Consider the following 19,452-nt stretch of genomic DNA (forward strand, 5'->3'; position numbering starts at 1 on the left):
GGCCACCAACGGCGGCGCCCTGCCAGTGAACCACGAGTACGGCTACGGCGCCATCGACGCGCTGGCCGCCGTGCGCGCGGCCGCGGGCTGGGCGCTGCTGCCCGCGCAGAAGACCGCCACCCAGGCCGCCCCCCTGGGCAGCCCCCTGGCCCTGGCGGACGACGGCCCGGCCGCCACCAGCAGCCTCACGCTGCAGGGCAGTGGCATCGGCAAGCTCGAGTTCGTGGACCTGTCCATCACCTCCAACCACACCAACGTGGGCAACCTGGAGATCACGCTCACCAGCCCTGCCGGCACGCGCAGCACGGTATCGGTGGTGCGCGACTGCAAGGACACCGGTGGCAATGCCGTGACCTGCGGCGCCGCGCTGGAAGGGGGCTTCACCTTCGGCATCGTGCGCCTGATGGGCGAGGCCGCCGACGGCAACTGGACCCTGTCCGTGCGCGACGGCAAGACGGGCGAGACCGGCAGCGTCTCTGCCTGGAGCATCAAGGCCTATGGCTACTGATGGGTTGCACCGCATGCCCTGCAGCACCCCATTCCATTCCCCCGAACACTTGCCGAGGTCCCGCACCATGAAGAAGCTCTCCCCACTCACTACCCTGCGCCGTGCCGCGGTGGTCCTGGCCGCCTGTGCCGCCGCCACCGGCGCGCTGGCCGCCACCACCGCCCACTACTTCGATGGCGACACCCAGCGCACCATCACGCTCGACACCAGCCAGGTCGCCATCATCACCCCCACGCACGAAGCGGGCAGCACCCAGGCGCGCAGCGTGGGCGAGGGCAGTGCACCCCTGGTGCAACTGCAGCCCGCCAACCAGAGCGTGGCCAAGGGCGCCGGCACGCACATCTCGCCCGTGTACCGCGAGGGCAACTCCCCCGCGGGCCGGCTGATGGCGCTGCCCGGTGGCGTGATCGTGAAGTTCAACGCCGACTGGAGCGACGCCCAGGTGCGCGCCTGGGCCCAGGCCAAGGGCCTCACGGCGACCCAGCGCCTGGGCACCCTGGGCAATTGGTACATCATTGCCACGGCCCCTGGCAGCGCCGCGCTGGAGCTGGCCAACAGCCTCAAGGCCGGCGGCGAGGTGCTGGCCGCCATGCCCAACTGGTGGAAGCAGACCGCGGCCCGGTAACGGAGTGCTGAAGGGCCTGGCCAGCGCCGCAGCCCGCCCCCTGCGTGGGGCGCGGCTGTGCCATGATGCGCGCGCGGTGCACCCGCCGCGCAGGCCCTCGACGACCATGTCCCCCGTTCTCGCACGCCCGTTCTTCAACCTGTCGGTGGTCCGCACGCCCTTGTCCGGGCTGGTCGAGCAGTTCGCCGGGCTGCCCCCGCTGGTGGCGCGGCGGGCGGAGCACACCGCGCTGGCCTTCCCAGTGCAAGGCTACCAGCGGGGCACTTTGCCGCTGCTGCTGTGGTCCCCTGCCTGCGATCCAGGGCTCACGGCGGTCATGCCGGGCGTCGCTTCGGGCGACTATTTCGTGGTGGCGTATGCGTGCGAGCGCTTTGGCCACGACGGTGTGGCCGTGCGCAGCAGCGGCACTGCGTCGGATGCAGAACCCATCAACGAATTCATCACCTACGCCGGCAAGCGCATGCAGCGCGCCGTGCGCGCGATGAAGGACTCGCCGCGCTGGGACTTCTACCAGCAGGGCGAGCCACTGCCGTTCGAGGCCGTGCAGGCCTACACTGCCCGCCGCGTGCGCGACCGCCTGCAGCGCGAGGCCGTGCTCGACTACCTGCACGCCTGGGGCGCGCCCGTGCGCGATGCCGCGTTCTGGCAAAGTGCGCAGCAGGCCGTCACCCTGGCGTCTGCCAACCCCCGGTGAAGCAAGGACCGATCGAACCATGGACGCAACACCGGCCGGATTCGCCGCAACCCTTGTCGACCGGTGCTATGGGCGCCTGGTACTGCCCCTGCTGCTGGGCCTGCTGGCTGCCGTGGCGCTCACGCAGTGGGTGGCATGGTTCACGGGCGGCATGGGCATCTGGCTGGTGCTGGGGGCCGCCGGCATCGGCATCCTGTGGCACGCCGATGCCATGGCTGCCGCCGCGGGCAAGCCCGCGACCGTGCGCACCCCCGTCGGAACGCCAGCGGACTTTGCCTGGCAGGGCGAGCCCTGGACCATCTCCCGCCCCGTCGCCGCGTTCGGCCTGTGCCTGCTCGGCCTGGTCTGGGGCGGGCTCATCGGCTGGTGGACCGGCGCACTCTGGGTCGGCGCCGCCGCGGTCGCCGTGGCACCGGCTCCCATCGCCTTGCTCTGGGCGCTGGGCAACGGCCGGCCCATGCCCTGGGGCTACACGGCGTTTGCGGCCTGCGCGCTGCTGTCGGGTGTCGGGGTGCTGTGGGGGCTGGTGCACGCGATGGGGTGAGCCATGGGGCGTTGCCGAATGGAGTCGCTCGGCCGAACTGCACTGGACAGATGCCCTGCGGGGCCAACCAGCCAAAGCGAAACGGGGCGATGCATGAAGCAGGAAGAGGCGGCAGCGCTGTACGAGATCTATGAACGCGCGTTGGCCGTGCTGTCAGAAGCCGAGCCTGTGATCCAGGCGTTGCCTGACGACGAAGAGCGGCGTTCTGCCTTTCGCAGCCATGGCGAGGTCATCGTCAAGGTTCTTTCCTCCCTGCGTGCTCCCCTGGTGCGGGAGTATCCGGCGCTGGATACGAGCAGCCCCGCAGAAGACGAGCCCGACACCTTGCTCGACCCAGAAGAGCAAGAGGTCGTGAACCGCTTGACGCCAGAGCAGATACAGCGCATCGACGCGCAATTGCTGGCCGACTGTGCAGCCGGGTGGTGGCGCAAGTCCGCGCGCATTGTCGGCACAGCCTGGCAGGTACTCTCCAAGGAGCTTCCCGATGTGCCCGTTGGCTTCTACGCCCAGCGCGTGATGGCGCTTGCGGAGGCGGGCAGTCTCGAAGCGCAAGGGAATCTGCACTACATGCGTTTCAGTGAGGTTCGCCTGCCGCGCGGAGCAGAAAGTCCCTGATGCTGCCCGCCGCGCCTGCCTGATGTCATTCCCCCAAAATGCAGCCCGGCGACACCCCATGAACGAACTGCTCGACCTTTTCTTGGACTTGCTCACCGCTCCGCGCATGCTGGTGTCGCTGGTGGCCGGGGTCGTCGCCGCAGTCCTCCTGGCCGCCCATGTGCCCTGGTTCAGCGGCAGCATGGGCCTGGCGATGGTGATTGTGTCGCCCGTGGCAGGGATGGTGTGGGGAGCCCGAGCGGAGCAGGTGGCCCAGAGGCGGGCGGCACGGGGCCAGCGCGCTTCCAGGGTGTTCCTGGCACTGGCGCTGTGCGCCGCGGGCCTGGCGTGGATGTTCATGGGGCGTCCGCTGGTCGAATCTCTCGAGGGGCGCTTCGCCGTGCTGGCCTGTGCCCCGTTTGCCGTGGGCGGCTTGTATTCCCTGGTGCTCTGGCGCCCCGTGCCGATTCGGCCCCTGCTGTTCGCAACTGCCTCGCTGTAGTCCGGTGCGGGCGCCCTCTGGTGGCTGCTGGCCGCGCAGGGGTACTTGTGAGCGGTGCGGCAAGCGCCTGCCTGGCGGGCAAAACAAGAGGAGCAAAAGAAAACGGGGCTGCGAAGCCCCGTCGTGCATTCTGAAGGGTGTTTCCGCTCAGGGCCGGGCGGCCCGGCGCTTCTTCTCGAAGGCCACACACTCCTGCACCGACAGCAGGTCGTTGTTGTCCGCGTCGGCCGCCTCGAAGTAGGCCATGCGCGTTTCCACGACCTCCTTGAAGGAGAGCTTGCCGTCACCGTCCTTGTCGGCGGCGGCCAGGCGCTTGATGCGGCCCTTGCCCATGCGCGGCACCTGGGCCAGTTCGAGCAGCACGACGTGGCCGCTGGCGTCCGGCCCCAGGCTGTGCCAGCTCTGCACGATGTCCTGGTGGAACTCGTCGAGCGAGACATTGCCGTCGTGGTCCAGGTCGGCCGCCGTGCAGATGGCCTGCAGGCGGTCACCGGCAGCGCGGCCGGGGCCCTTCTTGTGGGCATGGGGGGCGGCGGCCGGCTTGGCTGCGGCGGGGGTGTCGGCGGTCTGTGCGATGGCCGCCGTGCTCAGTGACAGGGTGCAAACGGCCGCGCAGAGCAGGGGGATGGCGCGGTTCATCAGGCTTGGGTTCTTCATGGTCGGGTCCTCCTGTCTCACCACCACCAGCGTTGGCTGGGGCTGCGGTTGCACTGCCACACCATGGCGGGTTGCCCCTGGCGGATCTGGCCGTCCACCACGTCCAGGCACTTGCCCGACAGCTGGCTCACGATCTGCCCGCCACGTGTCGCCCAGTTCTGGCTGGGGGCGCCCGAGCACGACCACAGCACCACCCGGGCGCCGTCGCGCGGGTCGCCGCGCTCCACGTCCAGGCAGAAGTCGCGCACGCGGATCTCGCCGCCGCGGCCTACGCGAAAGCGCTGCGAATCCGTGCCATTGCAGGCAAACACCTGCAGCGGGTTGCCAGGGCGGAAGTTGCCCTTGCTCACGTCCAGGCACAGGTTGCCGTTGACGCGGATCTCGCCGCCCCGGCCGCCGCCGCCACCGTTGCCATAGTCGGGGTAGTCGGGCCGGCGGTCGTTGTCGTGCTTGTTGTGGTTGGCCAGCAGCGCAATGCCCGCAATGGCGGCCACGGCCGCGACGGCGGCGCCTGCGTTGTTGGAGCTGTTGTTGCCATTGCCCTGGGCATAGGTGCGCGTGATCTTGAAGCGCCCGCCGCAGCCGCCATTGGTCCACAGCTCGCGGTTGGTGAGGTCGTAGCCCCAGGTGCGGTTGAAGCGGCAGGCGCCCTGGGTTTGCTCGGCCAGGTCCACCTGGGTCACGTCGTCCGCCAGGCGGGCCGAGGTGTAGCCGCCGTTGGAGCGCAGGTCCACGAACTGGTCCTGTGCCTGCGCGGCATGGGTCTGGATGAGCATCAGCGGAACGCACAGCAGCCAGGCGTGCCGTGGTCGGGTCGGGTGTGTTTTCATGGCTTCTTTCCTCCTTGTCGCAATGGGCTACTTGCTGCAGCCGTACCGGTGCGCCCCGGGGCGGCTCGGCAGCTATCTCTTGTTGCGCATTATGTGGGTTCCGTGTGCTGCCATGGAGACTGCAAGGCATCTACTTGTTACCAGGCAGCCACTATCATCGATGTCCAACATCCCTGAGGCATTGCCGCCCATGCTCGCCACCGCTGCTGTCCTGATCTGGCTGACCGGGCTGGCCCACTCCATCCTGGGCGAGCGCTACATCCTCATGCGACTTTTCCGGCGCGAGGACAGCCTGCCCAGGGTGCTGGGCAGCACGGCCTTCACCGCCGGCACGCTGCGCTTCGTGTGGCACCTCATCACCGTGGTGTGGTGGGCCCTGGCCTGCCTGGTGTTCGCGCTCGGCCGCGGCCCGGTATCCCGGGACGATGTGCTCCTGGTCGTCGGCGTGACCGCTCTGGTGTCTGCCGCCTTTCCGCTGTATTTCACCCGCGGCAGGCACCTGTCGTGGGTCGTGTTCCTGGCCGTGGGGGTGCTGCTCTTGGCCAGCCGAAGCGCAATGATGGCCTGACGCCCAACGCAGCCGCGGTGAAGCACCCCAGTCAGCAGACCAGCGCGCAGGCCAGCACGACTGGTGCAGCCAGCGTCACGCGGGGGCGTCCTCCAGCAGGCAGCGACGTGCGCAAGCCAGGTAGTGGGCCAGCGGCGGCGTGGTGAAGTCGCTCTGCTTGGCCAGGTCGTCCCACAGCCGCACGCGCACCGCGTCGTGGGCGTGCGGGCGTGCGAGGAACTCCTGTGCCTCTTCGGGTTTGAACACGCCGCCCTGCAGCTGCAGGCTGCGCCGCGAATCCTCGGACAGGGCCGCCAGGTACTGCGGCTGTACCGCGCACAGGTAGCGCTTGGCATCCACATGCCAGCGGATCGCGTCGAGCACGCGCTCGGAAAACAGCCCGCGCAGAAAGGGCAGGGCGTAGAACTGGTGCAGGTCGTCGACGCCGCGCAGCGTGGGCGATTCGCCCAGGTCGTTGAGCAGATGGCCCAGGTCGTGCAGCAGCGCGGCGGTGATCAGCTCGTCGTCGGCGCCCGACTGCTCGGCCAGGTGGGCGCACTGCAGCGCATGTTCGAGCTGCGTGACCGGCTCGCCGCTGTACTGCGCCGCACCCTTGCGCGTGAACAGGGTGCGGATGTCATCCAGTGTCAGTGCCATGGCGTGCGCCCCTTTTTTGCGTATCTGTCTATCAGGCCGCGACCGTGCGCCGCGCGCCCGGGTTGGTAGCCGGTACCGCTTGCGCTGAGTGCCGGGCCTCGTAGTTCAGGCGCGTGCGCTCGCGGCTGTTCATCACGTGGTCGTGCATGGCCTGGCCGGCGGCCTCGGCGTCGCCCGCGGCGATGGCCTTGACGATGGCCCGGTGCTCGCGCGAGTACACGGCCATCGATTCCTCCGTGAGGTTCTGGCGGCGGAACAGCGACAGCTCGTTGACCAGCTTGCGGTAGGTGGCCACCAGCTTGGCATTGCCGGCCAGCTCCAGCAGCCGGTCGTGGAACTGCAGGTTGAAGCGGTGGTAGTCCTGCGCATTGCCGCCCTTGACGGCCTGGTCCATGGCATCGACCAGCTGGCGCAGATCGCGCACCTCGGTGGCGGTGGCGGTCTGCGCGAGCTTGCGGCCCACGTACAGGTCCATCACGGCGCGCACCTCGAAGATCTCCAGCGCCTCCTCGATCGGCACGGCGCGCACGAACACGCCGCGGTTCTTCTCGGTGCGCACCAGGCCGGTTTCCTCCAGCAGGCGAAAGGCCTCGCGCACCGGCCCGCGCGACACGCCCAGCTGGTCGGCCAGCGTGGCTTCGGTGAGCTTGGCGCCGGGCAACAGGGTGCCGTCCAGAATCATGCGCTCGATCTCGTTTTGCACCAGCTTGGGCAGCGAATTGCCCTGAAGCTGTGCAATGGTGGTCTGGGTGCTGGAAGGGGGTTTCGCCATGGGGTGCAATGGTACGTCGCAGAGTACAGATTGTCTACAATCTACGGTATGGAATAGACAATCAACCGGGTTGGCCTGCATTTTGCATCAGCAATGTGTCATGAAGATGACTTGTCGCGTCGGCATATTCGCCGCTTCTCTGACCCGGAGTTCTTCCATGCAAATTGCCAAACACTTCATTGCTGCAGCCCTCGGGCTGGTTCTTGCCGCTGCCGCCCATGCGGAAAAGACCGAGCTCGTGGTCTACACCGCGCTCGAGACGGACCAGCTCAAGGCTTACCAGGAGGCCTTCAACAAGGTGCACCCCGACATCGCCATCAAGTGGGTGCGCGACTCCACCGGCGTCATCACCGCCAAGCTGCTCGCCGAAAAAGCCAACCCCCAGGCCGACGCCATCTGGGGCGTGGCCGCCTCCAGCCTGGCCCTGTTCGACAAGAGCGGCATGCTCGAGCCCTATGCGCCGTTGAACCTCGACGCGCTGATGCCGCAGTACCGCGACAAGAAGGCCACCCCCGCCTGGTGGGGCATGGACGTGTTTGGCGCCGTGGTGTGCTTCAACACGGTCGAGGCCAAGAAGAAGAACATTGCCCTGCCTACGACCTGGAAGGACCTGCTCAAGCCCGAGTTCAAGGGCCAGGTGGTGATGCCCAACCCCGCCTCTTCGGGCACCGGCTATTTCGACGTGGCCGCCTGGCTGCAACTGTGGGGCGATGACAACGGCAAGGGCGGCGGCTGGAAGTACATGGACGCGCTGCACGAGAACATCGCCCAGTACACGCACTCGGGCTCCAAGCCCTGCAACATGGCGGCGGCTGGCGAGTTCGTGGCAGGCATTTCGTTCGAGTACCGCGGCTACACCAACAAGGCCAAGGGCGCGCCCATCGAACTGGTGTTCCCCAAGGAAGGCCTGGGCTGGGACCTGGAAGGCTTTGCCGTCTACAAGGGCACCAAGAAGCTCGACGCAGCCAAGAAGCTGGCCGACTGGGCTTCGTCCAAGGACGCGATGATCCTGTACGGCAAGAACTTCGCCATCACCGCGCAGCCCGGCGTGGCGCCAAAGCTGGCCCACATCCCTGCCGACTACGAGGCGCGCCTGATCAAGATGGACTTCGACCAGTCGGCCACCGGCCGTGAGCGCGTGCTGGCCGAATGGACGCGCCGCTACGACACCAAGAGCGAAGCGAAGAAGTGATGTTCGCCCCCCGAGAGGCCCTGGACGGGCGCGGCGGTGAGCCGCTGCCCGCAAAGGCGACCATGCACACCCCCACTACCGCCGGCGATACCTACCTGGAACTGCATGGCGTGCACAAGCGCTATGGCGGTTTCACGGCGCTGGAGAGCATCGACCTGGCGATCGCACGCGGCGAGTTCGTGTGCTTCCTGGGCCCCTCGGGCTGCGGCAAGACCACACTGCTGCGCACCATCGCGGGCCTGGAGACGCAGACCGCCGGGCGCATCCTGCAGGCCGGGCGCGACATCTCGGTGCTGCCGCCCGCGCAGCGCGACTACGGCATCGTGTTCCAGTCCTACGCGCTGTTCCCCAACCTCAGCATTGCCGACAACGTGGCCTACGGTCTGGTCAACCGACGCCAGCCGCGCGCGCAGATCGCTGCCCGTGTGGATGAGCTCCTGGCCCTGGTCGGCCTGCCCGGCAGCGGCGGCAAGTACCCGGCGCAGATGTCCGGCGGCCAGCAGCAGCGCGTGGCGCTGGCGCGTGCGCTGGCCACCTCGCCCGGGCTGCTGCTGCTCGACGAGCCGCTGTCGGCGCTCGACGCCATCGTGCGCGTGCGCCTGCGCAACGAGATCCGCGCGCTGCAGCGCGAGTTGGGCGTGACCACCGTGATGGTCACGCACGACCAGGAGGAGGCGCTGTCCGTGGCCGACCGCATCGTGGTCATGAACCATGGCGTGATCGAGCAGGTCGGCACGCCCGCGCAGGTCTACCGCGAGCCGGCCTCGCCCTTCGTGGCCGAATTCATCGGCAAGGTCAACCGCCTGCAGGCCGTGGCAGAGGGCGGTGGCTGGTTCCGCTGTGGCGACAAGCGCCTGCAGTGCGCCCCCGGCGCGGGCGCTGATTTTCGCGCCGGCCGGGCGGTGCAGCTGTACCTGCGGCCCGAGGACCGCATCGTCGGCACGCTGGGGGACGACACCCCGGGCCTGTGCACCGGCCGCGTGCTGCGCATCGAGTTCCTGGGCGGCAACTGCCTGGCCGAGGTGGATGTGGACGGCCTGCCGGGCCAGCCGCTGCAGCTGCAGTACTCGCTCAACCAGATGGACGAGTTCGGCGTGCGCGAAGGCGCGCTGCTGCGCTTTGCGCTGCGCATGGACCGGCTGCGCGTGTTCCCCGCCGCCGAAGGAGTGCAGGCATGAACGCCATGGCGGCCACCGTGGCCGCGCCCCCGCTGCGCCAGCGCCTGCACTGGAGCGACCGAATCGCCCACGGGGGGCTTCTGGCCATCGTGCTGCTGCTGGTGCTGGGCCTGCTGGCGCCGCTGGTGGCCATTCTCTCGCAGTCGCTGCAGGGCAACGGCGCGGGTGCCGGCCTGTCGGCTTTCACCTCCTACCTGGCATCGCCCGCGCTGCTGGGCAGCCTGTGGAACAGCGTCTGGGTGTCGCTGCTGGTCACGGCCATCGTGGTGCCGCTGGCTTTCACGTTTGCCTACGCGCTCACGCGCAGCTGCATGCCGGGCAAGGCCGTGCTGCGCAGCACCATGCTGCTGCCGCTGCTGGCGCCCTCGCTGCTGTCAGCCATCTCCATGATCTACTGGTTCGGCAACCAGGGCATTGCCAAGGACTTCTGGCAGGGCCTGGGTTTCAGCGGCATCTACGGCGCCCCCGGCATCGTGCTGGCGCAGTGCTTTGCCACCTTTCCGCATGTGCTGATGATCCTGGTCACGGCCCTGTCGCTGGCCGATGCGCGCCTGTACGAAGCCGCCGACGCCATGGGTACGGGCATGGTGCGCAAGTTCTTCACCATCACGCTGCCGGGCGCCAAGTACGGGCTGATATCGGCCGCGCTGGTCTGCTTCACGCTGGTGATCACCGATTTCGGCGTCCCCAAGGTGGTGGGCGGCAACTTCAACGTGCTGGCCACCGATGTGTTCAAGCTCGTCATCGGCCAGCAGGATTTTCAGCGCGGCGCCGTGGTGGCCCTGTTGCTGCTGCTGCCCGCGGTGCTGACCTTTGGTGTCGATGCCCTGGTGCTGCGCAAGCAGACCGCCACGCTCACGGCGCGCGCCGTGGCCCTGGTGCCCCGGCCGCGCCGTGGTTTCGACACGCTGATGGCGCTGTACTGCCTGGCCATCGCGGCCCTGGTGCTGGCCATGTTCGGCATGGCGGTGTTCGCCTCGTTCGCCAAGTTCTGGCCCTACAACCTCGCGCCCAGCCTCAACCACTACGTGGCCGGGCTGGTGGACGCGGGGGTGTCCACTGCGCTGTTCAACAGCCTGAAGCTCGCCGCCGGCACCGCCGTGGTGGGCACGCTGGTGGTCTTCGTGGGCGCCTACCTGCTGGAGAAGACGCGCGGCATGGACGCGCTGCGCCCCGTGGTGCGCCTCTTGGCCACCTTGCCCATGGCCGTGCCCGGCCTGGTGCTGGGCCTGGGGTACATCTTTTTCTTCAATGCGCCCGGCAACCCGCTGAACATGCTGTACCAGACGCTGCCGCTCATGGTGCTGTGCACCGTGGTGCACTTCTACACCACGGGCCACATCACCATGGTCACGGCGCTCAAAGCCATTGATGCGGAGTTCGAATCTGTCTCGGCCTCGCTCAAGGTGCCGCAGTACAAGACCTTCTGGCGCGTGACCCTGCCGATCTGCCTGCCCGTGCTGCTCGACGTGTCGCGCTACTTCTTCATCAACGCCATGACCACCATCTCGGCCGTGGTGTTTTTGTACTCGCCCGACACGCGCCTGGCCTCGCTGGCCATCCTCAACCTCGACGAAGCCGGCGACACCGGCCCCGCCGCCGCCATGGCCGTGCTCATCGCCGCCACCTCGGCCGTGGTCACGCTGGCGTACCTGGGCCTTGGCAAGCTCGTCGACAAGCGCACCCAGGCCTGGCGGGCACCGGCAAGATGAAGCACCCCCTGAGTCGCTTCGCGCCTTCCCCCTCTCTCGTCTCGCTACGCGAGTCGGGAGGGGGACGCTCCCGGTGCAGCGGGGCGGCCCTTGCACGGGAGCACTTGCCTTGGACGCGCCAGTTTCATGCCCCCTGGGTCATACGCAGCACTGTGGATATCTGAAATGCACCCCCGCCTTGCCATCTTCGACCTGGACAACACCTTGCTCACCGGCGACAGCGAGGTGCTGTGGCTCGACTACCTGCGTGCCAAGGGTCTGCTCGATGCCACCATGGCCGAGCGCAATGCCGACATGGACCGCCGCTACCACGCCGGCACCGTCGCGCCCGATGCGTTCTGCAGCTTCTACGCCGCGCTGTTCGCCGGCCGCACGCCGCAACAATGGCAGCCCCTGCTGGACGGGTGGTTCAGCCATGTGATCGCCCCGCGCATCCCCGAGTCCGCACACGCGCTGGTGCAGCGCCACCGTGATGCGGGCGACATGCTGGTGCTGAGCACCGCGTCGAGCCGCATCCTGGCCGAGCCCAGCGCGCAGGCGCTGGGCTTTGACCACCTGATCGCCACCGAGCTGGCACTGCTGCCCGATGGCTGCTTTGCCGGCCGCACCGAGGGCACGCTCAACATGCGCGAAGGCAAGCTGCTGCGGCTGTATGACTGGCTGGTTGCGCGCGGCGTGGATGCCGATGCCGATGCCGCGCTGGCCAGCGCCGCGTTCTACAGCGATTCCATCAACGACCTGCCCCTGCTGCAGGCCGTGGGCCACCCCGTGGTGGTGGACCCCGACCCGCGCCTGCTGGCCGAGGCCCAGGCACGCGCCTGGCCCGTGCTGCGGCTGGCGCGCCATTCTCTTGCCACCGAGACAACATGACGACAAGCAACCCTTCTGAATCCCACTTCGACCTCATCGTGGTCGGCGCCGGCATCGTCGGCCTGGCCCATGCCTACACCGCCGCAAAGCGCGGCCTCAAGGTCTGCGTGGTCGAGCGCGACGCCGCCTGCGTGGGCGCATCGATCCGAAACTTCGGCTTCATCACCGTCACCGGCCAGGGCGCGGGCGACACCTGGCGACGCGCCCGGCGTGCGCGCGAGGTCTGGGGCGATGTGGCGCCGCAGGCCGGTATCGACGCCGTGCACCACGGCCTGTACCTGAGTGCCTTCCGACCACTGGCACACACCGTGCTCGAAGCCTTCATGCGCACCGAGATGGCCGAGGGCTGCGAGCTGCTGGACACCTCCGAGGCCGCACGTCGTGCGCCTGCGCTGCAGCTCGAAGGCGCCCAGTCTGTGCTCTACAGCCCGCACGAGATGCGCGTGGAATCGCGCACCGCCATCGGCCTCTTGGCGCGCTGGCTGGCCGAGGCCCATGGCGTGCAGTTCCGCTTCGGCGAAGCCGTGCTGGAAGTGGCCACGCCGCGCGTGCGCACCTCGCGCGCCGTGCTGCATGCCGAGCGCGTGGCCGTGTGCACCAACACCGAGCTGCACGGCCTGTTCGCCGAGCGCCTGGCGCCACACGACCTGCGCCTGTGCCAGCTGCAGATGCTGCGCGTGGTGCCCGAGCCGGGCTTTCAACTGCCCGGCTCCGTGATGGCCGACCTGAGCCTGGTGCGCTACCACGGCTACAGCCGCCTGCCCGAGGCCGCGCCCCTGCTGGAGCAGATGCGCCGCGAAGAGGGCGAGTCGCTGGACCACGGCATCCACCTCATCGTGGTGCAGAGCGCCGACGGCTCGCTGGTGGTGGGCGATTCGCACCACTACGGCGCCGCGCCCGAGCCCTTTGCCAGCGAGCGTGTGGACACGCTCATCCTGCGCCACCTGCGCGAAACCCTGCGCCTGCGCGAGGCCACCGTCAGCGCGCGCTGGGTCGGCACCTACCCCTCGTCGGCCAGCACCGACTGCCTGATCGACGCCCCCGACGACGCCACCCGCGTGGTGCTGGTCACCAGCGGCACCGGCGCCAGCACCGCCTTCGGCATTGCCGAGGACGTGTTCGCCGCCTGGTAGAGCCCCTCACCTATTCAAGCCACAGAACCATGAGCAATACCACCCCGTCCGTCCCCGCCGTATCGACCGCGCGCGACCAGCTGAGCGCCGTCGTCTTCGACTGGGCCGGCACCATCCTCGACTTCGGCTCCTGCGCGCCCATGGGCGCCTTCGTGCGCCTGTTCGAGCAGTTCGGCATCACCCTCAGCATCGCCCAGGCGCGCGGCCCCATGGGCATGGCCAAGTGGGACCACATCCAGGCCCTGGGCCGCCTGCCCGAGGTCGCCGCCCAGTGGCAGGCCAAGTATGGCCGGCCCCTGACCGACGCCGACGTGGACCAGCTGTACGAAGTCTTCACCCCCCTGAACGCCGCCGTGGTGCCCGACTTCAGCGGCTTCATCCCCGGTGCACTCGATGCTGTGGCGGCCGTGCGCGCGCGCGGCCTCAAGGTCGGCTCCACCACCGGCTACAACCGGCCCATCATGGACATCGTCAGCCCCATCGCCGCCCAGGGCGGCTATGTGCCCGACAATCTGGTCTGCGCCGGCGACCAGGCCACCGGCCGGCCCACCCCGCTGATGATGTGGCAGTGCTTTGCCGACCTGGGCATCTGCTGGCCAGCCACCGTGGTCAAGGTCGACGACACCGAAGTCGGCGTGCAGGAAGGCCTGGCCGCCGGCACCTGGGCCGTCGGCCTGTCCGTCAGCGGCAACGCCATGGGCCTGCCCCTGGCCGAATGGCAGGCCCTGGGCCCAGCCGAGCAGGCCGTGCGCCGCGCCGCGGCCGAGGCCAAGCTGCGCGCTGCCGGCGCGCACTATGTGATCGACTCGGTGGCGGAGCTGGCGCCAGTGCTCGATGCCATTGCTGCGCGGCTGGCGCGGGGGGAGCAGCCGGCCTAAGGTCGGCAGGACGTTGGTGGAGACGACCCCTGCGCCTGTGGCTGCAAAAACGACAGGCAGCAATCCCGCAGGGTTGTCCGCTGCCGCGGGTGCACAGGCGGGCGGACCGTCAAACCCGCCGCGCACTCACCAGCGAACACCCGCCGCCCTGCACCGTCGCCTCTCCCTCGAAGCGCGCCGTCGGAGCCCAAGCCCCGGCCAAGCCAGAATCGCTGACCAGTCCCTGCCAGGTCCAGTGGATGCGCACAGGCGCCTGCTGCGCCGCCTGCGCGAGGTCGGGGAAGCTGCGCGATAGCGGCACCACGCCCTCGGCGTGACCGGAGGGCAGCACCCTGACCGAACCCGATGGGGTGGGGGCCACCGCTGCCGCAGGCCCCTGGAGCCGCTGCGCGCTGGTGCCCTGGCGCTCCGCCGTGATGCGCAGGCTGCGAGAGGAGGGCGTCCACGGCGCCGTATCACCCGACACCCAGACTGTGCGCTCGCTGCGGTTGCGCAGCTCGAACACCAGGTCGATGCCGGCCGTGGTTGCAACGCAGCGGGTGTGAACCTCCAGGATGTCCTGAGGCACGTCGGCGGCGAGGGCGCCGCTGGCTGGAACGGCCCACAGTGCAGCCGCAAAAATGCAGGCGGGTGTGGTGATAAGCCTTGGATGGGCCATGGAGCCTCGGGGCAAAGAGATGATGGGTGGATTGCTTGGCTGGCAGTGTCCCACGAAAAAGCACGCGCGTGCAAAGCCCCGGGTCTTGCTGCTGGCGCAAGGTTTCATGGTTCAGTCCACCCCTGACGCAACGTGTAAGCTGCCCACCACACCAGAACCACAGGAGACAAATCCCATGGACGGCCCATCACAACCCTGGGACCTCGGCCCCCACCTGCAGGTGCGCATCGCCGATGACGGCGTGGCGCACGTCATCTTCGGCCCCGCAGGCGGCATGCCCTTCACCGACGTACAGGCGCATGCGCACCTGGGCACCATCTGGGGCCGGCTGCAGGCCACGCCGGGCGTGCGCAGCATCCTGGTGCGCAGCGAGGGCAAGGGCTTTTGCGCGGGCGGCTCGCCCGAGCTGGTGGCCGCCATGCTCGACAGCCACGACGCCCGGCTGCGCACCATGCAGGAGGCCCGCGCCATCGTGCAGGGCATGATGGACTGCGACCTGCCCATCGTCTCGGCCATCAACGGCGCGGCCGTGGGGGCGGGGGCTGCGGTGGCACTGATGGCGGACATCACCGTGGCCGGCCAGCGCGCCAAGATCATCGACGGCCACACGCGCCTGGGTGTGGCCGCCGGCGACCATGCCGCCGTGCTCTGGCCGCTGCTGTGCGGCATGGCCCGGGCCAAGTACCACCTGCTGCTGTGCAACACCATTTCGGGCCAGGAGGCCGAGCGCATCGGCCTGGTCAGCCTGGCCGTGGCCGATGAGGAGCTGGACGCCCGGGCCCTGCAGATTGCGCAGGAGCTGGCGCGCGGCAGCCCCACGGCGCTGGCCTTCACCAAGCGCAGCCTGAACCACTGGCTGCGTGCGGCCTGGCCGGCCTTCGAGCATTCCCTCGCGCTGGAGATGCTGGGCTTTGCCGGCCGCGATGCGCGCGAGGGCTTTGCCGCGCTCAACGAGAAGCGGCCTGCCAGTTTCGGAGGTGCGCAGTAACATGAAGTTCGCCGAATTTCATGCCGGCCAGGTCATTTCTGCCGGGCCTTACACCGTGACCGAGGACGAGGTGCTCACCTTCGCCAAGTCGTACGACCCGCAGTGGTTCCACACCGACCCGGCCGCCGCGCAGGAGGGGCGCTTCGGCGGCCTTATCGCCAGCGGCTGGCACACCTGCGCCATCGCCATGCGGCTGGTGGCAGACAAGGCGCTGCATGGCTCGGAGTCGTTTGCGTCCCCGGGCATCGAGTACATCCGCTGGCCGCACCCGGTGCGCCCGGGCGACCGGTTGGTGCTCACGGCCACGGTGCAGGAGGTGCGCCGCTCCGCCAGCAAGCCCGGCCTGGGCATCCTGCGCTGGCGCTGGGAGCTGGTGAACCAGGACTCGGCCGCAGTGCTGGACCTGGTGGCAACCAGCCTGTTTCAGCTGGACGGTGAAGCTGCGGGCTGAGGCTGCAAGGCCACGGGCCAGCCCGTCACCGTCTCTCGCTCGCCCACCAACTCCATCCCCGCCACCCCGACCTGCACGATGACATTGCGCCGGGGCAGGGCGCTGGTGTTGCCGGGGCCACCGTGGACCACCTTGGGGTGGATCAGCACCAGGTCGCCCGGTGCGCATTCTGCTGCGACGCCGTGGTGCGCGGCGTAGCGGTGCTTGCCTCCGCCACGTTTCTCCGCGGTCGCGTAGCCATCGTCCACCCGATGGCTGCCCGGCAGGAAGCGCGTGGCACCGCCATGCTCGGCCATGCCATCCAGGCACACCATCACGCGCAGAAAGCGCGAGTCGGTGCCGCTCAGGTACCCGTTCGGAAAATCCCGGTGCCAGCCGATGGCGCGGCCAAAGCCCGGGTGCTTGGTGGTCGCGTTCATGAAGTGCGCGACCAGCCCGGTGCTGCCCAGCGCGTGCGCGCAGGCATCGACCAGCGCTGGCAGTTGCAGCAGGGCGCCAAACTGCGGCGCATAGCGGCACAGGTCGCCCAGGATGAAGAGGGCATCGCCCACCTCGGTGGCTGGGATGCCGTTGCGCCCCGCGTCGGGCAGGTCCTTCTCGAACACCAGGTCGCGCGCCTGATCCTCGGCGCTGCATTGGAGCGCTGCGGCTTCGGCACGGGCCAGCCATGCGCCCATGGCGGTGAGCAGGTGGGCGGGCACGGCATCGGTCACCACGCCGTAGCCGGCGGATTCATAGCGGTGCAGATCGAATGGCATGCGGGGTGTGTTGCGGGCATATCCCTTGGCCTGCAAGGGCGCTGAGGCTATGAATTGAGAATTGTTCTCAATTATAATTTCTGCGATACCCCCATTCTCTTTGCCCATCCCTGCCGCATGAGCACCGCTGACCCCGGCCTGGTCCACCCCGACCACGACCCGCACACGCTGTACAGCCACCACCATGGCTGGCTGCGCGCGTGGCTGCAGCGGCGGCTGGGCTGCCGAGACGAGGCGGCCGACCTGGCGCAGGACACCTTTGTGCGCGTGCTGCTGCGCCCCCAGGCGCTTCAGGGCCTGCGGGAACCGCGCGCCTACCTCACCACCATCGCCAAGGGCCTGGTGTCCGACCTGTGGCGCCGCCGTGCGCTGGAGCAGGCGTATGTGGACGCCCTGGCCCTGATGCCCGAGCCGATGGCCCCGTCACCCGAGGAGCGCGCCCTGGTGCTCGAAGCCCTGCACGAGATCGACGCCATGCTCGACGGCCTGGCGCCCAAGGCGCGGCAGGCCTTTCTGCTGTCGCAACTGGAGGGCCTGGGCTATGCCGAGATCGCGCTGCAGCTGCAGGTGAGCGAGCGCACCGTCAAGCGCTACATGGCCCAGGGCTTTGAGTGCTGCCTTCTGGCAATGGAATGAGTGAACCAGCCATGGGCAGCGCCACCTCCGCCACCAATCCGGATTCCGCCCCTGTCAGCCGCGCCGCCCTGCGCGAAGCTGCGCAGTGGCTGGTGCGCCTGAACTCCGGCCAGGCCCGGCCCAACGACTGGCAGGCCCTGGCTGCCTGGCGCGCCCAGGATGCCGCCAATGAACAGGCCTGGCAGCGGGCCGAGCGCCTGTCGCGCACCTTCGGCGCCGTGCCCGCGGGCCTGGGCCTGCCGGTGCTGGCCCGGGCCGAACGCACGGCCGCCGCCAACCGCCGCGCCGCGCTGCGCGTGCTGGCCCTGGTGGGCACCGTGGCACCGGCTGCATACCTGGGCTGGCGCCACGCGCCCTGGCAGCAGTGGGCGGCCGAGCACCGCACCGCCACGGGCGAGCGGCGCAGCGTCACGCTGGCCGATGGCTCCGATGTGCTGCTCAACACCGCCAGCGCGCTCGACGTGGCCTTCGACGCCAACGAGCGCCTGCTGCGCCTGCGCGCGGGCGAGGTGCTCATCACCACGGCCAGGGAGTCTGCTGCCCGCAGCTTTCGCGTGGAGACGCCCGGCGGCTGGCTGCGCGCCCTGGGCACGCGCTTTGCCGTGCGCCTGCTGGATGAGGACACCGTGCACCTGGCCGTGGCCGAGGGCGCGGTGGAGATCACGCCGCGCCACGGTGCGCCCCAGCGTGTGCTGCAGGCGGGCGAGCAGTGCCGCTTCACCGCCGCCGGCGTGCAGGCCCCCACCGCGCTGGGCGAGCAGGCCCTGGCCTGGGCGCAGGGCGTGCTGTATGCCGACGGCATGCGCCTGGACGACTTCGCGGCCGAGCTGGCGCGCTACCGCCCGGGTGTGGTGCGCTGCGACCCGGCCGTGGCGGCGCTGCGCATTTCAGGCGCCTTCCAGCTGAACGATACCGAGTACATCCTGGCCATGCTGCGCGAGACGCTGCCGGTGCAGGTGGTCACGCGCACCCGGTACTGGATCACGCTCGTCCCGGTCTGAGAAGCGGGGCGGGACGCCAGCCCGCAGGCCTGTCAGCGTGTGTTGGTGTGCGTTTTTCTCACGCATGCGTGACGCAAATCTCGTTTGTCCGCGCACCCGCCTGCAGCCAGCATGGAGGCCGTCACCACCCCAGGAAGGCTTCCATCCATGCTTGCAGACAACAACAACCCCGCCCTCATCACCCGGTCTGCTGATGGCAGCGCAGGTGATGTCAACTACGCTGCCGTGGGTGCCAACTACTCCACGCACCGCCAGCCCGACCCGCGCATCGCCGCGTTGATCGAGCAGGCCCTGGGCGACGCGGCCGCCACCGTGTTGAATGTCGGTGCCGGGGCCGGGTCGTACGAGCCCACGGGCCGCACCGTGACCGCGCTCGAGCCCTCGCAGTCCATGCGCGACCAGCGGCCTGCGCACCTGCCGCCTGCCGTGGACGGCGTGGCCGAGCACCTGCCGTTTGCCGATGGCGCCTTCGACGCAGCCATGAGCACGTTTTCCGTCCACCAGTGGAGCGACGTGGAGGCGGGCCTGCGCGAGATGCGGCGCGTGGCGCGCGGGCCCGTGGTCATTCTCACCTGCGACCCGCTGGCAGTGCAGGACTTCTGGCTGGCCGGCTATGCGCCCGGGGTGCTGGCGGCCGAAGCACGGCGCTATCCGGGCATGGACCGGATGGCTGCGGCGCTCGGTGGGCGGGTGGAGGTGTTGCCGGTGCCGATTCCGTGGGATTGCCGGGATGGGTTCAATGAGGCGTATTACGGGCGGCCGGAGATGCTGTTGGTGCCGGCTGCGCGGACGGCTTGTTCGGCATGGGGGTTTGTGCCGGCTGCATCGGTCGATGCGAGTGTGGAGGCGTTGCGGGGGGATCTGGTGTCGGGGGCTTGGGATGCGCGGTATGGGTTTTTGCGCAGGCAGGCGGTTTATCAAGGGTCGTTGCGGTTGGTGGTGGCGCGTTGAGTTTTTGCGGCCCTTGGTGGCGGCGTGCTATTGCATAGGGCGGGAGCCGGGTCTCGGCCCGGCGGCCGAGGTACCTTTCTTTGCGTCGCCAAAGAAACGTACCCCAAAGAAAGGCG

The 19,452-nt window shown here is 69.1% G+C and carries 24 protein-coding genes; 18 read left to right on the forward strand and 6 right to left on the reverse strand.

What is annotated here, in order from left to right; genetic code table 11:
* From PMI14_RS24660 to PMI14_RS34620, 6 genes are all read left to right on the forward strand, one after another.
* A partial coding sequence (locus PMI14_RS24660; protein WP_035205590.1) for a proprotein convertase P-domain-containing protein occupies window positions 1–508 on the forward strand: 508 nt, incomplete at its 5' end.
* Window positions 509–575: 67 nt separating this feature from the next.
* On the forward strand, window positions 576–1,133 hold the full coding sequence (locus PMI14_RS24665) for a hypothetical protein (RefSeq protein WP_007858492.1): 558 nt from the start codon (window positions 576–578) through the stop codon (window positions 1,131–1,133).
* A 106-nt stretch (window positions 1,134–1,239) separates the two neighbouring features.
* Window positions 1,240–1,827 (forward strand): hypothetical protein, encoded by a 588-nt coding sequence (locus PMI14_RS33715; RefSeq protein WP_007858494.1) that lies wholly within the window; start codon window positions 1,240–1,242, stop codon window positions 1,825–1,827.
* A 19-nt stretch (window positions 1,828–1,846) separates the two neighbouring features.
* Window positions 1,847–2,371, forward strand: a complete 525-nt coding sequence (locus tag PMI14_RS24675) for a hypothetical protein (protein WP_007858495.1) — start codon at window positions 1,847–1,849, stop codon at window positions 2,369–2,371.
* Between the two features lie 93 nt (window positions 2,372–2,464).
* Entirely contained in the window at window positions 2,465–2,986 is a 522-nt protein-coding gene (locus tag PMI14_RS33720; RefSeq protein ID WP_007858496.1) for a DUF3658 domain-containing protein, read from the forward strand.
* Between the two features lie 58 nt (window positions 2,987–3,044).
* Window positions 3,045–3,467, forward strand: a complete 423-nt coding sequence (locus PMI14_RS34620) for a hypothetical protein (RefSeq protein ID WP_007858497.1) — start codon at window positions 3,045–3,047, stop codon at window positions 3,465–3,467.
* Between the two features lie 147 nt (window positions 3,468–3,614).
* On the opposite strand, the gene PMI14_RS24690 is transcribed toward PMI14_RS34620, so the two are convergent.
* Both PMI14_RS24690 and PMI14_RS24695 read right to left on the reverse strand, forming a co-directional pair.
* Window positions 3,615–4,124: an EF-hand domain-containing protein gene (locus tag PMI14_RS24690; RefSeq protein WP_007858498.1), complete on the reverse strand. Its 510-nt coding sequence runs from the start codon at window positions 4,122–4,124 to the stop codon at window positions 3,615–3,617.
* A 17-nt stretch (window positions 4,125–4,141) separates the two neighbouring features.
* Entirely contained in the window at window positions 4,142–4,954 is an 813-nt protein-coding gene (locus PMI14_RS24695; protein ID WP_007858499.1) for a lectin, read from the reverse strand.
* A gap of 160 nt (window positions 4,955–5,114) precedes the next feature.
* Between PMI14_RS24695 and PMI14_RS24700 the strand changes: the two genes are divergently transcribed.
* Window positions 5,115–5,522, forward strand: coding sequence for a hypothetical protein (locus PMI14_RS24700; protein ID WP_108016630.1), 408 nt, complete (start codon window positions 5,115–5,117; stop codon window positions 5,520–5,522).
* A 75-nt stretch (window positions 5,523–5,597) separates the two neighbouring features.
* On the opposite strand, the gene PMI14_RS24705 is transcribed toward PMI14_RS24700, so the two are convergent.
* Both PMI14_RS24705 and PMI14_RS24710 read right to left on the reverse strand, forming a co-directional pair.
* Window positions 5,598–6,158: a phosphonate degradation HD-domain oxygenase gene (locus tag PMI14_RS24705; RefSeq protein WP_007858503.1), complete on the reverse strand. Its 561-nt coding sequence runs from the start codon at window positions 6,156–6,158 to the stop codon at window positions 5,598–5,600.
* Between the two features lie 31 nt (window positions 6,159–6,189).
* Window positions 6,190–6,930: a phosphonate utilization associated transcriptional regulator gene (locus PMI14_RS24710; protein WP_007858505.1), complete on the reverse strand. Its 741-nt coding sequence runs from the start codon at window positions 6,928–6,930 to the stop codon at window positions 6,190–6,192.
* A 157-nt stretch (window positions 6,931–7,087) separates the two neighbouring features.
* Here PMI14_RS24710 and PMI14_RS24715 point away from each other — a divergent pair, with 157 nt between their 5' ends.
* The 6 genes from PMI14_RS24715 (at window position 7,088) to phnX (ending at window position 13,893) form a co-directional block, all read left to right on the forward strand.
* Entirely contained in the window at window positions 7,088–8,122 is a 1,035-nt protein-coding gene (locus PMI14_RS24715; protein WP_007858507.1) for a putative 2-aminoethylphosphonate ABC transporter substrate-binding protein, read from the forward strand.
* Between the two features lie 62 nt (window positions 8,123–8,184).
* Window positions 8,185–9,300 (forward strand): putative 2-aminoethylphosphonate ABC transporter ATP-binding protein, encoded by a 1,116-nt coding sequence (locus tag PMI14_RS24720; protein WP_035205595.1) that lies wholly within the window; start codon window positions 8,185–8,187, stop codon window positions 9,298–9,300.
* Window positions 9,297–11,012: a putative 2-aminoethylphosphonate ABC transporter permease subunit gene (locus tag PMI14_RS24725; RefSeq protein ID WP_007858509.1), complete on the forward strand. Its 1,716-nt coding sequence runs from the start codon at window positions 9,297–9,299 to the stop codon at window positions 11,010–11,012. The genes PMI14_RS24720 and PMI14_RS24725 overlap by 4 nt, the downstream gene beginning before the upstream one ends.
* 165 nt (window positions 11,013–11,177) lie before the next feature.
* The gene (locus PMI14_RS24730; RefSeq protein ID WP_007858510.1) at window positions 11,178–11,882 is read left to right on the forward strand and encodes an HAD family phosphatase; all 705 of its coding nucleotides are present in this window, start codon (window positions 11,178–11,180) and stop codon (window positions 11,880–11,882) included.
* Window positions 11,879–13,015 carry a TIGR03364 family FAD-dependent oxidoreductase gene (locus PMI14_RS24735; RefSeq protein WP_007858511.1) on the forward strand — a complete coding sequence of 379 codons (1,137 nt, stop codon included), beginning with the start codon at window positions 11,879–11,881 and terminating at the stop codon, window positions 13,013–13,015. Before PMI14_RS24730 ends, PMI14_RS24735 begins: the two co-directional genes overlap by 4 nt.
* 29 nt (window positions 13,016–13,044) lie before the next feature.
* Window positions 13,045–13,893 (forward strand): phosphonoacetaldehyde hydrolase, encoded by an 849-nt coding sequence (phnX, locus tag PMI14_RS24740; protein ID WP_007858516.1) that lies wholly within the window; start codon window positions 13,045–13,047, stop codon window positions 13,891–13,893.
* Window positions 13,894–14,002: 109 nt separating this feature from the next.
* On the opposite strand, the gene PMI14_RS24745 is transcribed toward phnX, so the two are convergent.
* Window positions 14,003–14,551, reverse strand: coding sequence for a hypothetical protein (locus tag PMI14_RS24745; protein ID WP_007858517.1), 549 nt, complete (start codon window positions 14,549–14,551; stop codon window positions 14,003–14,005).
* Between the two features lie 175 nt (window positions 14,552–14,726).
* Here PMI14_RS24745 and PMI14_RS24750 point away from each other — a divergent pair, with 175 nt between their 5' ends.
* On the forward strand, window positions 14,727–15,539 hold the full coding sequence (locus PMI14_RS24750; protein ID WP_007858519.1) for an enoyl-CoA hydratase/isomerase family protein: 813 nt from the start codon (window positions 14,727–14,729) through the stop codon (window positions 15,537–15,539).
* A gap of 1 nt (window position 15,540) precedes the next feature.
* Window positions 15,541–15,990 carry a MaoC family dehydratase gene (locus PMI14_RS24755; RefSeq protein ID WP_007858520.1) on the forward strand — a complete coding sequence of 150 codons (450 nt, stop codon included), beginning with the start codon at window positions 15,541–15,543 and terminating at the stop codon, window positions 15,988–15,990.
* Here PMI14_RS24755 and PMI14_RS24760 read toward each other — a convergent pair.
* The gene (locus PMI14_RS24760; protein WP_081497392.1) at window positions 15,963–16,748 is read right to left on the reverse strand and encodes a phytanoyl-CoA dioxygenase family protein; all 786 of its coding nucleotides are present in this window, start codon (window positions 16,746–16,748) and stop codon (window positions 15,963–15,965) included. The two genes, PMI14_RS24755 and PMI14_RS24760, sit on opposite strands and share 28 nt — an antisense overlap.
* A gap of 117 nt (window positions 16,749–16,865) precedes the next feature.
* Between PMI14_RS24760 and PMI14_RS24765 the strand changes: the two genes are divergently transcribed.
* The 3 genes from PMI14_RS24765 to PMI14_RS35645 all read left to right on the forward strand — a co-directional run bounded on the left by PMI14_RS24765 (window position 16,866) and on the right by PMI14_RS35645 (window position 19,336).
* The gene (locus tag PMI14_RS24765) at window positions 16,866–17,384 is read left to right on the forward strand and encodes a sigma-70 family RNA polymerase sigma factor (RefSeq protein WP_007858524.1); all 519 of its coding nucleotides are present in this window, start codon (window positions 16,866–16,868) and stop codon (window positions 17,382–17,384) included.
* Window positions 17,381–18,385, forward strand: a complete 1,005-nt coding sequence (locus PMI14_RS24770) for a FecR domain-containing protein (protein ID WP_238541900.1) — start codon at window positions 17,381–17,383, stop codon at window positions 18,383–18,385. The genes PMI14_RS24765 and PMI14_RS24770 overlap by 4 nt, the downstream gene beginning before the upstream one ends.
* A gap of 147 nt (window positions 18,386–18,532) precedes the next feature.
* Entirely contained in the window at window positions 18,533–19,336 is an 804-nt protein-coding gene (locus PMI14_RS35645; protein ID WP_007858528.1) for a class I SAM-dependent methyltransferase, read from the forward strand.
* Window positions 19,337–19,452: the final 116 nt, after the last annotated feature.

Origin of the sequence: Acidovorax sp. CF316 (assembly GCF_000276605.1) — a bacterium.
Lineage (GTDB): Bacteria > Pseudomonadota > Gammaproteobacteria > Burkholderiales > Burkholderiaceae_C > Acidovorax.

Coding starts and splice junctions, on each gene's coding strand:
- PMI14_RS35645 (WP_007858528.1), top strand. CDS start 18,533: ATGCTTGCAGACAACAACAACCCCGCCCTCATCACCCGGTCTGCTGAT.
- PMI14_RS24770 (WP_238541900.1), top strand. CDS start 17,381: ATGAGTGAACCAGCCATGGGCAGCGCCACCTCCGCCACCAATCCGGAT.
- PMI14_RS24705 (WP_007858503.1), bottom strand. CDS start 6,158: ATGGCACTGACACTGGATGACATCCGCACCCTGTTCACGCGCAAGGGT.
- PMI14_RS24700 (WP_108016630.1), top strand. CDS start 5,115: ATGTCCAACATCCCTGAGGCATTGCCGCCCATGCTCGCCACCGCTGCT.
- PMI14_RS24745 (WP_007858517.1), bottom strand. CDS start 14,551: ATGGCCCATCCAAGGCTTATCACCACACCCGCCTGCATTTTTGCGGCT.
- phnX (WP_007858516.1), top strand. CDS start 13,045: ATGAGCAATACCACCCCGTCCGTCCCCGCCGTATCGACCGCGCGCGAC.
- PMI14_RS24760 (WP_081497392.1), bottom strand. CDS start 16,748: ATGCCATTCGATCTGCACCGCTATGAATCCGCCGGCTACGGCGTGGTG.
- PMI14_RS34620 (WP_007858497.1), top strand. CDS start 3,045: ATGAACGAACTGCTCGACCTTTTCTTGGACTTGCTCACCGCTCCGCGC.
- PMI14_RS33720 (WP_007858496.1), top strand. CDS start 2,465: ATGAAGCAGGAAGAGGCGGCAGCGCTGTACGAGATCTATGAACGCGCG.
- PMI14_RS24725 (WP_007858509.1), top strand. CDS start 9,297: ATGAACGCCATGGCGGCCACCGTGGCCGCGCCCCCGCTGCGCCAGCGC.
- PMI14_RS24735 (WP_007858511.1), top strand. CDS start 11,879: ATGACGACAAGCAACCCTTCTGAATCCCACTTCGACCTCATCGTGGTC.
- PMI14_RS24695 (WP_007858499.1), bottom strand. CDS start 4,954: ATGAAAACACACCCGACCCGACCACGGCACGCCTGGCTGCTGTGCGTT.
- PMI14_RS24665 (WP_007858492.1), top strand. CDS start 576: ATGAAGAAGCTCTCCCCACTCACTACCCTGCGCCGTGCCGCGGTGGTC.
- PMI14_RS24690 (WP_007858498.1), bottom strand. CDS start 4,124: ATGAAGAACCCAAGCCTGATGAACCGCGCCATCCCCCTGCTCTGCGCG.
- PMI14_RS24720 (WP_035205595.1), top strand. CDS start 8,185: ATGCACACCCCCACTACCGCCGGCGATACCTACCTGGAACTGCATGGC.
- PMI14_RS24730 (WP_007858510.1), top strand. CDS start 11,178: ATGCACCCCCGCCTTGCCATCTTCGACCTGGACAACACCTTGCTCACC.
- PMI14_RS24675 (WP_007858495.1), top strand. CDS start 1,847: ATGGACGCAACACCGGCCGGATTCGCCGCAACCCTTGTCGACCGGTGC.
- PMI14_RS24755 (WP_007858520.1), top strand. CDS start 15,541: ATGAAGTTCGCCGAATTTCATGCCGGCCAGGTCATTTCTGCCGGGCCT.
- PMI14_RS24715 (WP_007858507.1), top strand. CDS start 7,088: ATGCAAATTGCCAAACACTTCATTGCTGCAGCCCTCGGGCTGGTTCTT.
- PMI14_RS24710 (WP_007858505.1), bottom strand. CDS start 6,930: ATGGCGAAACCCCCTTCCAGCACCCAGACCACCATTGCACAGCTTCAG.
- PMI14_RS24765 (WP_007858524.1), top strand. CDS start 16,866: ATGAGCACCGCTGACCCCGGCCTGGTCCACCCCGACCACGACCCGCAC.
- PMI14_RS24750 (WP_007858519.1), top strand. CDS start 14,727: ATGGACGGCCCATCACAACCCTGGGACCTCGGCCCCCACCTGCAGGTG.
- PMI14_RS33715 (WP_007858494.1), top strand. CDS start 1,240: ATGTCCCCCGTTCTCGCACGCCCGTTCTTCAACCTGTCGGTGGTCCGC.